A 13,492-nucleotide genomic window follows, 5' to 3' on the forward strand; every position below is an offset into this window, starting at 1 on the left:
GCAAGTTGGAGGTTTAACAAAGAAGAACTTGTTAAAGCAGTTGAGTCAAAAAGGTGTTCAATTGAATGTCTTCGCCCAACAACTATTCGATGATGACAAAGTCGAGTGCTCAGATGACATTCAATCGTTCTTTTTAACGATAAAAACACCGTTTGACTTCGGGCTTTATTTTGGTGCGACCCTTGGAGAAATGATTGAAGCGGCGTCGACACAAAATCTATCACCTTGCCCTTTAGTTGTTGCGCCATACCTCCGTTTACAAGAAATTGACTTGGTGAAGGGAGAGTACCTTACTGTGGTGTCTTCCCCGCTTTCGAATGACAAAGCTTATCCACGTGGTTTGTATCTACGGGATCTCGACGACGGATTCTGGCTACGAGGCTTTAGATGTTCGGACGATTGTATCTTTCCGCCGTCGAAAAAGTTTGTTTTTGTGTCTGAAATAGAGAAAGAGTGTTGAGTGTGACATATCTTTATCATCGCTAGCCCGACAACCTTTCTCACCTAATCTCGAGGGAAAACTAGCGGATTTGAGCGAAGTGCCAAAGCAAACACTATGCTTCTATCAGAAGCGAATAGATAAGGAAGAGCATCCGTTACTTTTCTTTCGCACGCCTCGTGTACGGTTTAAAGGCACTGTCGATCTCAAAAATGGCTATGGGATTACAAATGTTTAACTGACTTCTATATGCTTTGCGCATTCTTTCAGATAAGGAAACGATAATGGATAAATTCGTAGTGTTTCTCTTATGCCTTTTTATGATGATAGGTGGCGTGGTTCACCTGTATGACAACATCGTTGATGGCTTTTTGCCTTACGATTTTGCTCCGCGTTGGCTAAACATTTATTGGAGCGCATTAGGTCTTTTAGATTTGTTAGCGGTGTACTTATTAGTGAAACATCGCAGAGTGGGCTTGGTGTTGATGCTATTGATTTTGATGACAAACGTTATTTTTAGTTCACACGCTCACTATACATTAGAAATATTGGACAACAATGTGGCTCTGCAAATGAAAACGCTGTTCTTGGGCTTTTCGTTGGGCGTTTCCATCTGGCTTTGGAATGCGCGAAAGCACCAGCAATCGCGTCAGATATTTCGTTAACTTTATCTACTCACACATTTAAGGATTATCAACAGGGATTCGTTATGAACGATTTTAAAGACTTGGCGAGTTTTGCCGGTTTTAGTGCGTTAACAGGTTTGAGTTTTGGCACCATTTTTTTCAGTCTCGCTTTTGTGTACAGCTCCTTCGAAACGCAGCAACACGTCAACACTAGCGCGTTAATTTGTGCTGTTTTTGGTGTCATAGGCTTGGTTGTTGGCATTACGCAATTAAATAAAAAACGCCAATTAGTCGAAAGTTAATTCGGCAAGTCTTTCGGTGGATGGGGTCTCCAAAACTCTATAATGAACTCTGTGATTTGTTTTTGTTGGTTACTCCATCTACGTTTTTCTTTTAATCATCGTTCTTGCCCTTGCCTTCGCGATAACGAAAAGGCTGTGTCAGCAGCTTATCCAATCTTTGCTCGCTCGCTTCCCTGATCTCAGGCACACCAATCACGACATCGTTATGTCCAAGCGCTGGTTGTGCGCGATACGTTCCAAACCATCTATCCCAAACGGAAAGGAAAAAACCTAAGTTCGAATGGGTTTCCTTCACAATCACCGAATGGTGCACGCGGTGCATGTCTGGTGTCACAATGACTTTTCGCAGTTTTTTATCGATAGATAACGCAAGCTTTGCGTTACTGTGATTGAACATCGCACTCGCATTTAGAATGATCTCAAAAACCACAATCGCGAGAGGTGAAACACCAAGAATGAATACCGAGGCGATTTTGACGACCATCGATATGATGATTTCAATTGGATGAAAACGCGCGCCAGTTGTGACATCGATATCCAAATCGGCATGGTGCATACGATGAATTTTCCATAGCGGTTTAACGCGATGAAAAACCAAGTGCTGAACATAGATGATGAGATCGAGAACAATCACAGCAAGCAACACATTTAACCAACCGGGCAGGGACAGAAGATTGAATAGTCCCCATTGCTGATCATGAGCAATGGCCGCAGCTTGAAACGCAGCGATAGGCATCACTAATGCAATGATCGCGCTGTTTAGGGCGACCAAAGAGAGGTTGTTTAACCAGCGAAAGGAACGTTTGACGGTGAGCGTCTTTCTTGGGAGCTTGTTTTCCCAAAGAGTACACAGCAACAATACGCCAATAAAACAGCTAAGTCGCAACCAAGATGGGTCGGTAAACGTGTTTTCAGTCACTGATCTTTCCTTCTTCTACGCATTTGTCGCAATAGACCTTAACTAACGTGAGATTCTTTCAATGTTTGGTCTTTAGAGTAATAACGCTGCCGCCTTGTGAGCGAGCGGTTATACCAGTAGAATCGCGCTCTCGTTTTTATTTGGCATTTCCTTCATGAGAATCCACGCTTTCCATCGTTTATATCAGTATCGTCAATCCATCTCAACGAAGCCTTTCAATGCTCGTGGATGCAAAGTTCAGCGCTGCCCATTCTGTCAGGTTTCAGAGCAGCATTGTTTATGTGAATTGCAACCTGATATCGATAGCAATGTCGCGTGCATGCTGATTGTGTCTGAGAACGAAGTGTTTAAGCCAAGCAATACAGGCCGTTTGATTGCTGATACGGTGAAAGAGACTTACGTGTATCAATGGAATCGCACTGAACCTTCACAAGAGATGCTTGATCTTTTGTCCAACGATGACTACCAGCCGGTCATTGTTTTTCCTGCCGATTATGTTGATCAACCTGAGCGATTGCTAGATGGATTAAACACTGAGTACTTACATCGCACTGATGGTAATAGCAAAAAGTGGTTGTTGATTTTTATCGATGGTAGTTGGCGTGAGGCGCGAAAAATCTTCCGTCGCTCTGAGTTTTTACAGTCTCTACCAGTCTTATCTATCGAGCCGGAGTGTTTATCAGAATACATCATGCGTCGTTCTGAGAACGAGCAGCATCTTTCGACAGCTGAAGTCGCGACTTTAGTTTTGAAACAAGCCGGTGAGAACAAAGCATCGGAATGCCTTCAATTGTGGTTTGAAGCCTTTAGAGAAACCTACATGCTAACCAAGACCCGAGTCAAAAACGATCCTAATCGACCGCATTTGAAACGTTTCAAAGAGTGGGTGAAAACCGAGAGCTGACTCTAAGGAATGAACTTTTGTTGATGGCATGTTGTTCAACTGACTTCAGCGAGGGGATAAATCTGCATTCGGTCACGGTTTGCAGGCGTACAGATATGGATAATGCCACTAGTTTATACTTTTGACTCCAGCCATTTTTGGAGTCGTTTAAGCATTTTTTAGGAGAGAAATACATGTATTACGGCTTTGATGTCGGCGGCACTAAAATTGAATTTGGTGCATTTAACGAGAAGCTTGAGCGTGTAGCGACGGAACGTGTACCTACACCAACAGACAACTACGAACTGCTGGTTGATACCATTGCGGAATTGGTTAACAAATACGATGCAGAGTTTGGTTGCGAAGGCACCATTGGTCTTGGTCTACCAGGCATGGAAGACGCAGACGATGCAACGGTATTAACAGTTAACGTTCCTGCGGCGAAAGGCAAACCACTGCGCGCGGATCTTGAAGCGAAAATCGGTCGCAGCGTAAAGATTGAAAACGATGCGAACTGTTTTGCGCTATCAGAAGCATGGGACGAAGAGCTTCAAGATGAGCCTTCTGTACTTGGTTTGATCCTAGGCACTGGTTTTGGTGGCGGTTTTATCTACGATGGTAAAGTTTTCTCTGGTCGTAACCACGTAGCAGGTGAGGTGGGCCATACTCGTTTACCTATCGATGCTTGGTTCCACTTAGGCGAAAACGCACCTCTATTGGGCTGTGGTTGTGACAAGAAAGGTTGTTTAGACAGTTACCTTTCTGGCCGAGGCTTCGAACTTCTTTATGCCCATTACTACGGTGAAGAGAAGAAAGCGATCGACATCATTAAAGCGCACGCAGAAGGTGAGGCGAAAGCTGTTGAGCACGTTGAGCGTTTTATGGAGTTGCTGGCTATCTGTTTTGCAAACATCTTTACAGCGACTGACCCACATGTTGTTGTGCTGGGTGGTGGTCTTTCCAACTTCGAATTGATTTACGAAGAGATGCCAAAACGTATTCCTAAGTACCTGCTTTCTGTTGCTAAGTGTCCGAAGATCATCAAAGCAAAACACGGTGATTCAGGTGGTGTACGTGGCGCTGCGTTCCTAAACATCAAGTAGTGACTGAAACCTTACTCGATATAAAGTAAGAAGAAATTTAAAGCCCCGTTTAGACCATCAAGGTAAAACGGGGCTTTTTACTTATATATCGAAGTAACTCATATACCCAAGTAACTGATATACCTAAGTAATTTCGGTATGCTCGGGTATAGAGCACGAACAAAAATAGCATGTATAAAAAAACTCGCGACGAATCGCGAGTTTTCTGTTTGTAGCTAAGCTTATTTGTTCTTTTTGCCTACGCCTAGGTTTTCTTTTTGAGCTAGGGTGATTTTGCTAAAGCCTAATTTTCTGAAGTAGTTGTCGCGGTAGTTGCGCACTGCTTTAGTGTCAGACACTGCTTCGATTTGTTGCTCCATCTTTAGGAACTCAGTGATATCGATACCTTCTGCTTCTGCAACCGCTTCTTGAATGTTGCGGTGCTGCTGGTATGAGAACGTCAGTTCTTTGTCTTGGTCTTTGTAAGTGTAAAGAATGGTGCGAGCCATAGCTGTCTCTCTGAAAAGGTTTCTGTATTAAACAAAAGGCCAGACTCGCTGACCTTTGAATTTCTAGTTTGGGCTAGATTCTGCCTTGAAGTGGGATAATTGTCACGCTTTCTCCCGCTTTTACTGTATCAATAGCTGGGGAGATTTCGATTAAACAGTTTGCTTCACTCATTGAGCGCAAAATACCAGAGCCTTGCTTGCCTGTTGTACGAACGGTTAAACGGCCAGTGTTATCCAGTTCATAGATTCCTCGACTAAACTCGGTACGACCTTGGCGAGAGCGAAGATTCTCAGTCGCGATGGCATTCACTTTCAGAGGCTTCCAGCCTTGTTCGCCTTGCATCTTACGCAGTGCAGGCTCAACAAAATTAATGAAAGAGACCATCACGGCAACAGGGTTGCCCGGCAGACCAAAGAACGGCTTGTTGTTGATTTGACCAAACGCTAGTGGACGTCCCGGACGCATGTTGATTCGCCAAAAATCGATTTGACCAAGTTTATCCAAGGCAAGTTTGATGTAATCCGCATCACCAACGGATACGCCACCAGAAGTCATAACCACGTCTGCTTGCACCGATGCGTTTTCCAACGCTTCAATCATTAACTGTTCGTTGTCTTCCAGAATACCGAAATCCAAGATCTCGCAGCCGAGCTTTTCAAGCATGCCCATGATGGTAAAACGGTTGGAATCGTAGATAGAATTCGCTTTTTGCTCTGTTCCCGGCGCTTGTACTTCGTCACCGGTGGAGAACACGGCAACTTTCAATTTGCGGAACACATTCGCTTCACCAAAACCAAGCGAAGCAATCATGCCCATTTCTGGAGAGGCTAGGCGAGTGCCTGCGGTAAAGACGTCACTGCCGATAGCGAGATCTTCACCTGCTTGACGAACGTTTTGGCCTGCTTTGATATGCGCACCGTTAAAGGTGACCTTGTCACCTTCTTGAGAGGCTTGCTCACGCATGACCACTGTGTCGCCGTTACGTGGTGTTGGTGCGCCTGTCATGATTTTCACCGCTTGACCAACTTGAAGAGGCTGATCGTAAGCATGGCCTGCCATCACTTCAGCAACCACTTGGTAGCTATCGCGGTCTACATCATCACTGCGGATGGCGTAACCGTCCATCGCGGAGTTGGTGTACTGCGGCACGTTTACTGGTGAAATGATATCTTCCGCGAGAACGCGGCCATAGGCGTTTTCAATCTTGCATGCTTCTATTTCCGAAACCGTGTTCACCAAAGAAAGGATTTTTTCTTGGCCTTGAACCACAGAAAGGAAAGCCGGAGAAAGAGTGTCGCAACATGCGGCGTCTTTCTCTTTAGATTTTGGTGCTTTTGCATCTTGAACGTATTGAAGAACAAATTGAGCGATGGCATCCAAATCATTGATGTTCATTTGAGGGAGCTCAGAATCTAACTCCGCACTGTCGGAAGCGATGGCAATGATGTTTTCATCGTGAGGGTAAAGCCAAGGTTTACCCACTTCTTCACGGTGCAATTCAATTTTAGGAAACGCGATGTTTTTACAGCCTTCAACCAAAACCACATCGAGCTTGTCTTCATCAAAACGAGTTAAGAGGTATTCAAACTCCGCTTCGGCTTCTGGCGTTTCTGTCATTAACGCAAAACGGTTGCGAGAAGCAATCAGCATTTGAGACGCGCCAGCTTTGCGTAAACGGTAGCTGTCTTTACCCGGATTATCGACATCGAAGTTGTGGTGCGCATGTTTTAGCATGCCAATGCGTAAACCTGCTTCAGTCAGCTTTGGCAATAGGGCTTCAAGTAGCGTGGTTTTGCCTGTGCCTGAATAAGCTGCAAAACCAAGAATAGGAATGTTTAGCGTGTGTTTCATGATTCTAATTGTCCAAATTGCGCCAGTTCTTCCGGAGTGTTCAAGTTGACGAAACAGTTTGGTGAGTCGCTAAAGTCAACGTAACTGGTGTTGCACTCTTTGTAGAGCAGAATGATTTTGCGGTCGCCACGTTCTAAAAATGCGGTGAGTTTTGGCAGTACGCGTTTGTGGTAGAGCGTGAAAACAGGTTGCTGATGGTCACCATCATGCGCGACTAAAATATCACTGTCTTCTTTGACGGCCTGGCAGAAACGCTCGACAAGGTCGGTGTTAATTTGAGGGCTATCGCAAGGTACAAATCCGACCCAGTCAGTTTCAGCATGCATCAAACCCGCGTGAATACCGCCCATAGGTCCAGGGAAATCTTTGAATTGATCACTAAATACGAAACCAAATTTGCTGTACGCATCTTGGTTTCGATTGGCATTAATTAAAATGCGTGGTGTTTGTGGAGATAAACGTTCAATAACGTGTTCGATGAGTGGCTTCTGATTTAATTCAATCAGACCTTTATCTTTTCCACCCATACGGCTGGCTTGGCCACCAGCCAAAATGACCCAACTAGTTTGTGTTGGTTGAAGCATATGCATTCTCTTGGGATGTTTCTTTTGGTATGACATACAACAGAGGAGACTCTATCAAAGTCTTGTCTTTAATCCACCACTGTTTTTTACATAAGTCGGTCAGTGCGTTGGTTTGATGGCTTGTCACCACGATACTGGAACCACGATCCAAAAGATCTTTCGCCATCACCACCAATCGTTCAATGGACTCTTGGTCTAAAGACGCACTTGGCTCATCCATCAATAAAATCGACGGTTTTAAGATCCAAGCTCTTGCCATGGCAACACGCTGTTTTTCACCGCCGGACAACACGGAGATATGTTCGTCCGCTAATGTTTCTAAACCTACCATGCGTAGTGCGTGAATAACTTGAGCTCGCTTATCTTTTGGTGTGTCTTGTTGATATTTCACTCCATAGACTACGTTCTCATAAACAGTGCCGTCAAAAAGGTAAGGAGATTGATGGAGATAAATCACATCGACACGGCCGTTGCGGCGCGTCAGTCTTTTTAGCCACGTATCTTTTGGCGCTACAACATCGCCAGTAGAAGGTTTTAGCAAGCCAGCAAGGATTTTGAGTAGGGTAGTTTTGCCCACACCATTGTCACCCTTGAGATAAATGGCATCATTTGGGCCGATGGCTAACTCAGGGATGTGGAAAAGCACACGCTCTTTAAAGCGCATGGATAACTGCTCGGCGGTGATTTTTATAGTCATAATGCGCCTCTACATGGGGTTAATGGTGAGTCGTTTGTTTGCTTCATGTTTTATGTTCTGAGGTAGCCTTTGCCTCTCATGCTTGATAAGAAGAAGTTTAGTGCCAACGCTAAAGATAGTAATACAATTCCTAATGCAACTCCTTGCGCAAAAGCACCTTTGCTGCTTTCCATTGCGATAGCGGTCGGAATATTGCGCGTCACGCCCATAATGTTTCCGCCCACCATCATTGAGCAGCCCACCTCGGTTACGATACGTGAGAACCCGGCAATGATAGCTGCAAGTAGAGGAAAGCGGGTTTCCCAAATCATCGTAGCAGCAACGCGCGGAATGGAGACGCCTAGGGTGATGGCGGTTTCCACTGCGCGACGGTCGCTAGATTGCAATGCACCATGCATCATCGATACCAAAACAGGGAAGCAGATCACCATTTGGCCGAAGATCATCGCCTTCTGAGTGAACAGCATTTGCCAGTCTCCCCAAGGGCCAGCGCGTGATAGCAACATATACAGTAAAAGGCCAATCACGACGGTAGGAACCGCTTGTAGCGTATTCACGATCGACAGCAAAAACCATTTGCCGCGAAAGTCGGTATACGCTAGTACAAAGGACATCAAAATAGCCGGCAAGACCACTAAGGATATTGCCGTGATAGAAACACTAAAGGAGACCGCAACGATCTCCCATAGGTCTGCATCAAAATTCACCAGTAAGCGAAGCGCTTCCAGTGTTGTATCAGCAAGATTCATATTGCGTTATTTGCTCTCAGCATTCGCAACAAACAGTTGTTTACCGTTCAGGCGGAAACCATTGATAAGTTCCTGACCGCGAGGGTTCACCAACCAATCACTGAAAGCTTTCGCGCCTTGGTAGTTGATTGTTGGGTAGCGCTCAGGGTTAACAAGAATAACTTGGTACGGGTTAAACAGTTTTTCATCGCCTTGGAACAGAATTTCTAGATCCAACTTGTTTTGGTAAGCCAACCATGTACCGCGGTCTGACATTGTGTAGCCTTGCATTTCAGACGCCATGTTCAGAGTTGGGCCCATACCTTGACCTACGCTGCGGTAGCCACCAAAGTTTGGTTCGATTTTAGTTTGAGCCCAAAAGCCCATTTCTTTTTTGTGCGTACCAGAATCATCGCCGCGAGAGATGAACGTTGCGTTTTTGTTCGCGATCTCTTTGAACACGTCTAACACGCTTTCGTCATCTTTGATTTTTGCTGGATCTGCTTTAGGGCCAACAATCACAAAGTCGTTGTACATCAGCTTACGAGGTAGAACGCCGTAGCCTTTCTCAACGAATGTGCCTTCGGCTTTTGGTGCGTGAGTCATCACCAAATCTACGTCACCGTTTTCGCCCATTTTTAGCGCTTTGCCAGTACCTGCAGCAATAACATCGACTTTGTAGCCAGTGTCTTTTTCAAATTGTGGAAGTAGGTAATCAAGCAAGCCCGAGTGGTAAGTACTGGTTGTAGTTGCTAGGCGGACGTGTTCAGCGTCTTGAGCAGAAAATGCAGAGTAGCTTACAAGCGTGATTGACGTTGCGGCCAATGTTAGCGCAATTTTTTTCATTTTTATGTGTTTCCTTTCCAATGATTCTTTGGCTTCTATCCGTCTAGGTGACAGCGAAGTCTCCGGAGCGATCTTGATTGCTCAAATCACAAGTTGCCTTAGGGTGTTGGAATAGCAAGTTCTCCAACATCCTGAGATCACTTGGATACCCCTTATAGCAAACAAGATGCCAACATTTTACAAGCCAAAAATGTTTGATTTATGCGCGGATTCATGGAGTTATTTGCACAAAAGTTTGCGTTGGTACAAAATGTCGCACTTTTTGTAGGGTATATCGTTTCAAACTTGGTACACTCTGTCCCATCCGAATCCATCTGGGGTAAATATGTCTACTCAATCCCATATTAGTACAAACCAACAATATAACGCCTTTTCCGTACTGGTCGTTGATGATGAATTGGGCATGCAAGCCATTTTAAAAAAGGCATTGGGAAAGCTTTTCTCACATGTCGACACCGCTGGCAGCATCGAAGAAGCAGAACAACTGCGCAATTCTCGCCATTATGATTTGATTTTGCTGGATATTAATCTGCCGGGGCGTTCTGGGATTGAGTGGGAAGAAGCGTTTGAAGATGATGAAAAACGCGCCGATGTGATTTTCATGACGGGTTATGCGGATCTAGAAATTGCCATTCGAGCGCTGCAGCTCGGTGCTTCCGACTTTATCCTCAAACCATTCAACCTTGAGCAGATGTTAAAAGCGGTCAGCCGCTGTATGGATCGCCGTTTGAACGAGCGCATGCAGTACGCCATGAAGCGTGATTATCAGCGTCACAATACTTCCGAGATCATTGGTGGTTCAGAAAAAACGCGTCAGCTCAAACAACTTATCACACAGTTTGCTCCATCACGTGCCTCAGTATTGGTTGAAGGCGAATCAGGCACGGGCAAAGAGTTGGTCGCGCGAGGTATTCATCAAGCAAGTGGGCGAACGGGCCCATTTGTGCCTATCAACTGTGGGGCGATTGCGCCAGAGCTACTCGAAAGTGAGTTATTTGGTCACACATCAGGTGCGTTTACTGGAGCGAAAAAGTCACGCGAAGGTTTGTTCCGCGTAGCGAATGGCGGCACTTTATTCCTTGATGAAATAGGAGAAATGCCGCTTTCCATGCAGGCATCATTATTGCGTGTGTTAGAGCAGCGTACAATTCGTCCTGTCGGTTCAGAAAGAGAGATCAGCATTGATGTCCGTATCGTGGCGGCAACCAACCGTAATCTGCAAGAAGAGGTTAACCAAGGCAATTTTCGCAGTGACCTGTATTACCGTTTAAACGTTCTGAAAATTGAAGTGTGTCCGCTGCGAGAGCGCAAAACCGACTTATTTGAGTTAGTGCCATTTTTTAGCAACATGCTGACGCGCGAGCTCGGTATGCCTGCGCCAAAATGGGCGCACGAAGACATGGAGGCCATGAGTGAGTACGATTGGCCGGGCAACATTCGTGAGCTGAAGAACCTCATCGAGCGCTGCATTTTACTTGGTAAACCACCAGCGCATTACTGGCGAGAGCTGAACGGTGGTCATTCTCTGCCTAATGTATCGATTACCGTTTCTCACTCCGCCGAGTTACCAACTTTTAGAGAAGGCAAAGAATTTACTGGCGAAGGCTACCCAAACAATTGGACTTTAAAAGAAGTCGAGAAAGCGCATATCAAACAAGTCGTTAATTTGCATGAAGGCAATAAATCGGCAGCGGCGCGCGACTTAGGCGTTGCCCGCAAGACGTTAGAACGCAAATACAAAGAATGGGATTCTGAGGATGAGGGATATGCCGACTAACTGGCAGCAGCACAAAGGATTGTCGAAATGGACGCACCGTTTTAAAACCATGGTGCGTTATCGCTTATTGATTTTAACCTCTGCACCGATCTTCCTTACGTTGATAGCGCTGATCGGTATTACGATTTATTGGTCTATCCATTACACGTGGCAAAACGCGCTGCTGGATGTGTCAGAGCGTTTGGGTGTAGCAAATAACAGCGTGACGTTGTTACAACAAAAGCAAGCCAATTACGTGCGAGCGTTTGCTGACTCCTACGACTTCCGAACCCGAATCAATCAAGGGACACCACAAGACGAGCTACAAAAGTGGGTTACTGAACAGAAAAAACGTTACTCCCTAGACTTTCTCTCTTTCCAACGCGTTAATTCGATGGAAAACAAATTCCGTTTTATGGATCTCACCAAACGCGAATCGTTTTTTGATGTACTCAATCGGGAAGAGCTCGAACAGCTCGATCCGGAACTCGCCAAACGGGCCGAAGTGCCCATTCTGGCTGATGGTGGAATGGAAGCGCGCGGCTTGGTGAGCCGTACCGTTATTCCGGTATACAGCCAAGCGAACGATTTGATCGGTTTCCTTGATGGTGGCTTGCTCCTCAACAACAGTACTGTGCTGGTGGATCAAATCCGCGATCTCATTTATCTCAGTGATAATGACCGCCTTCGCCCTGTGGGTACGTTGACCGTGTTTCTTGATGATTTGCGTGTGAGCACCAACGTTCCTCTAGACAGCGACCATAGGCTAGGGCGCGCTATTGGTACGCGAGTGAGTGCTGAAGTGTATAACCAAGTGCTCTCTCAAGGTCAGCAATGGGTCGACCGCGCGTATGTGTACGACGCGTGGTACATCACCGCTTATCAACCAATCAGAGATCAGTACGATAACGTCATTGGCATGCTTTATACCGGCTACCTGATGTGGCCATTTGTGAAAGCGTACATGACCAACATCGCCGAAATCAGCCTTATTACCTTAATGCTATTACTGGTCTCTGGCGTGATGGTCTATCGCGGTTCGCGTGATTTGTTCCGACCAATAGAGCGCATTCATAAAGTCGTTAAGCTCGTTCAACTTGGCAAAGAGAAACGTATTGGTCCGCTGGGGCTGGATGATCATCATGAGTTGGCGCAGCTGGCTAGGCAGTTCGACAATATGCTTGACGCCTTAGAAGACCGCAAAATCGAACTCAAAAATGCTGCGGCGCAGTTGGAGTGTAAAGTTCAAGAGCGAACGGCTAGCTTGCGAGAAAAAACTGAGGAACTCGAACTTCACATTCAGTTGCTCAACCAAACCCGCGATAAATTGGTAGTGCATGAAAAACTGGCGGCACTCGGTGAGCTGACCGCCGGGATTGCACACGAAATCAATAATCCAACTGCGGTAATTCTTGGTAACGTTGAGTTGATTCACTTTGAGTTGGGTGAAGATGCGAGTCGAGTTCAAGAAGAAATTGATGCAATTCACGCGCAAATTGACCGTATCCGCAATATCACTCGCAGTTTATTGCAATACAGTCGCCAAGGCGGTGTTCAAGATGAAATCACTTGGCAACATGTCAACCCGATCATTGATGAGAGCATCACATTGGTCAAAACCGGTACTAAGAAGCGCGACGTCGAATTTATTACCGATTTACAAGCGCATACGCCAGTTGAAATTAATCGCCATCACTTGCTACAAATTTTGGTTAACCTGCAAATGAACGCCATTCATGCGATGAACGGCAAAGGAAAACTGATCGTAATGAGTGAAGATTGGATTGAAGAAGGTGAAATAAAGGGCGCAGCGATTCATGTTATCGACGATGGTTGTGGTATCAAACCAGAAAACTTAAATCGAATTTTCTCACCGTTTTACACGACGAAACGCGACGGCACCGGATTAGGCTTGTCGGTTTCGCAAAGTATTCTTAGTCAAACCGGTGGCGAGCTGAAAGCCGAATCGGAGTGGGGTAAAGGAAGTACATTCAGCATCTATTTACCGAAGAAAGCCGAGCTACTGCTGGAAGTGACGAACATCGCGTAACGTAAACCAACGCCAGTTCCATCAAAAAAGGTCAGTGAAGACTGGCCTTTTTCTTATCTACTCATCTTATCCTTCGTTGCCACTTTAAGTACGACAAATGACATGGATTTTTCGCCTTTTCGTACAGAAAAACACAGGTAACGAAACATATTTCCCATTAATTAATAAAAACAAAACTTGAAGTATGTAGCTTGAAGCAGTACCGTTGCCCGGTTTTTT

General features: G+C 45.5%; 14 protein-coding genes. 7 read left to right on the forward strand and 7 right to left on the reverse strand.

Annotated elements, in window-relative coordinates; genetic code table 11:
* The first annotated feature begins 61 nt into the window (after window positions 1–61).
* The 3 genes from OU793_RS05915 (at window position 62) to OU793_RS05925 (ending at window position 1,367) form a co-directional block, all read left to right on the forward strand.
* A complete protein-coding gene (locus OU793_RS05915; RefSeq protein ID WP_227746280.1) occupies window positions 62–460 on the forward strand; it encodes a hypothetical protein in 399 nt (132 codons plus the stop codon).
* A 263-nt stretch (window positions 461–723) separates the two neighbouring features.
* On the forward strand, window positions 724–1,104 hold the full coding sequence (locus tag OU793_RS05920; protein ID WP_005453855.1) for a hypothetical protein: 381 nt from the start codon (window positions 724–726) through the stop codon (window positions 1,102–1,104).
* Between the two features lie 44 nt (window positions 1,105–1,148).
* Complete coding sequence (locus OU793_RS05925) at window positions 1,149–1,367, forward strand: membrane protein (RefSeq protein ID WP_005495068.1); 219 nt, start codon at window positions 1,149–1,151, stop codon at window positions 1,365–1,367.
* 91 nt (window positions 1,368–1,458) lie between these two features.
* Here the strand turns inward: OU793_RS05925 and OU793_RS05930 are convergent, their stop codons facing one another.
* The gene (locus tag OU793_RS05930; RefSeq protein WP_159404118.1) at window positions 1,459–2,286 is read right to left on the reverse strand and encodes a sterol desaturase family protein; all 828 of its coding nucleotides are present in this window, start codon (window positions 2,284–2,286) and stop codon (window positions 1,459–1,461) included.
* 154 nt (window positions 2,287–2,440) lie between these two features.
* Here OU793_RS05930 and OU793_RS05935 point away from each other — a divergent pair, with 154 nt between their 5' ends.
* Complete coding sequence (locus OU793_RS05935) at window positions 2,441–3,190, forward strand: tRNA-uridine aminocarboxypropyltransferase (protein ID WP_025556418.1); 750 nt, start codon at window positions 2,441–2,443, stop codon at window positions 3,188–3,190.
* Between the two features lie 173 nt (window positions 3,191–3,363).
* Window positions 3,364–4,272, forward strand: a complete 909-nt coding sequence (nagK, locus tag OU793_RS05940; RefSeq protein ID WP_005495063.1) for an N-acetylglucosamine kinase — start codon at window positions 3,364–3,366, stop codon at window positions 4,270–4,272.
* A gap of 221 nt (window positions 4,273–4,493) precedes the next feature.
* Here the strand turns inward: nagK and OU793_RS05945 are convergent, their stop codons facing one another.
* From OU793_RS05945 to OU793_RS05970, 6 genes are all read right to left on the reverse strand, one after another.
* A complete protein-coding gene (locus OU793_RS05945; RefSeq protein ID WP_005377584.1) occupies window positions 4,494–4,760 on the reverse strand; it encodes a DUF2960 domain-containing protein in 267 nt (88 codons plus the stop codon).
* A gap of 73 nt (window positions 4,761–4,833) precedes the next feature.
* Entirely contained in the window at window positions 4,834–6,612 is a 1,779-nt protein-coding gene (locus OU793_RS05950; protein WP_140103157.1) for a bifunctional molybdopterin-guanine dinucleotide biosynthesis adaptor protein MobB/molybdopterin molybdotransferase MoeA, read from the reverse strand.
* Window positions 6,609–7,196, reverse strand: a complete 588-nt coding sequence (mobA, locus tag OU793_RS05955) for a molybdenum cofactor guanylyltransferase MobA (RefSeq protein ID WP_005453897.1) — start codon at window positions 7,194–7,196, stop codon at window positions 6,609–6,611. The genes OU793_RS05950 and mobA overlap by 4 nt, the downstream gene beginning before the upstream one ends.
* Window positions 7,174–7,893, reverse strand: coding sequence for an energy-coupling factor ABC transporter ATP-binding protein (locus tag OU793_RS05960; protein WP_005396189.1), 720 nt, complete (start codon window positions 7,891–7,893; stop codon window positions 7,174–7,176). Before OU793_RS05960 ends, mobA begins: the two co-directional genes overlap by 23 nt.
* A 50-nt stretch (window positions 7,894–7,943) precedes the next feature.
* A complete protein-coding gene (locus OU793_RS05965) occupies window positions 7,944–8,642 on the reverse strand; it encodes an ABC transporter permease (RefSeq protein ID WP_005396188.1) in 699 nt (232 codons plus the stop codon).
* Between the two features lie 6 nt (window positions 8,643–8,648).
* Window positions 8,649–9,467, reverse strand: a complete 819-nt coding sequence (locus OU793_RS05970) for a substrate-binding domain-containing protein (RefSeq protein WP_005479446.1) — start codon at window positions 9,465–9,467, stop codon at window positions 8,649–8,651.
* A 325-nt stretch (window positions 9,468–9,792) separates the two neighbouring features.
* Between OU793_RS05970 and OU793_RS05975 the strand changes: the two genes are divergently transcribed.
* The gene (locus OU793_RS05975; RefSeq protein ID WP_005453875.1) at window positions 9,793–11,244 is read left to right on the forward strand and encodes a sigma-54 dependent transcriptional regulator; all 1,452 of its coding nucleotides are present in this window, start codon (window positions 9,793–9,795) and stop codon (window positions 11,242–11,244) included.
* Complete coding sequence (locus tag OU793_RS05980) at window positions 11,234–13,273, forward strand: cache domain-containing protein (protein ID WP_025788724.1); 2,040 nt, start codon at window positions 11,234–11,236, stop codon at window positions 13,271–13,273. The genes OU793_RS05975 and OU793_RS05980 overlap by 11 nt, the downstream gene beginning before the upstream one ends.
* Window positions 13,274–13,492 lie beyond the last annotated feature (219 nt).

Source organism: Vibrio sp. VP6 (assembly GCF_028823755.1).
GTDB lineage: Bacteria > Pseudomonadota > Gammaproteobacteria > Enterobacterales > Vibrionaceae > Vibrio > Vibrio parahaemolyticus.

Excerpts from the sequence above, each read along its gene's own strand:
- OU793_RS05925 (WP_005495068.1), top strand. The coding sequence starts at position 1,149 with ATGAACGATTTTAAAGACTTGGCGAGTTTTGCCGGTTTTAGTGCGTTA.
- OU793_RS05935 (WP_025556418.1), top strand. The coding sequence starts at position 2,441 with ATGAGAATCCACGCTTTCCATCGTTTATATCAGTATCGTCAATCCATC.
- OU793_RS05970 (WP_005479446.1), bottom strand. The coding sequence starts at position 9,467 with ATGAAAAAAATTGCGCTAACATTGGCCGCAACGTCAATCACGCTTGTA.
- OU793_RS05945 (WP_005377584.1), bottom strand. The coding sequence starts at position 4,760 with ATGGCTCGCACCATTCTTTACACTTACAAAGACCAAGACAAAGAACTG.
- OU793_RS05960 (WP_005396189.1), bottom strand. The coding sequence starts at position 7,893 with ATGACTATAAAAATCACCGCCGAGCAGTTATCCATGCGCTTTAAAGAG.
- OU793_RS05965 (WP_005396188.1), bottom strand. The coding sequence starts at position 8,642 with ATGAATCTTGCTGATACAACACTGGAAGCGCTTCGCTTACTGGTGAAT.
- OU793_RS05980 (WP_025788724.1), top strand. The coding sequence starts at position 11,234 with ATGCCGACTAACTGGCAGCAGCACAAAGGATTGTCGAAATGGACGCAC.
- OU793_RS05950 (WP_140103157.1), bottom strand. The coding sequence starts at position 6,612 with ATGAAACACACGCTAAACATTCCTATTCTTGGTTTTGCAGCTTATTCA.
- mobA (WP_005453897.1), bottom strand. The coding sequence starts at position 7,196 with ATGCTTCAACCAACACAAACTAGTTGGGTCATTTTGGCTGGTGGCCAA.
- nagK (WP_005495063.1), top strand. The coding sequence starts at position 3,364 with ATGTATTACGGCTTTGATGTCGGCGGCACTAAAATTGAATTTGGTGCA.
- OU793_RS05975 (WP_005453875.1), top strand. The coding sequence starts at position 9,793 with ATGTCTACTCAATCCCATATTAGTACAAACCAACAATATAACGCCTTT.
- OU793_RS05920 (WP_005453855.1), top strand. The coding sequence starts at position 724 with ATGGATAAATTCGTAGTGTTTCTCTTATGCCTTTTTATGATGATAGGT.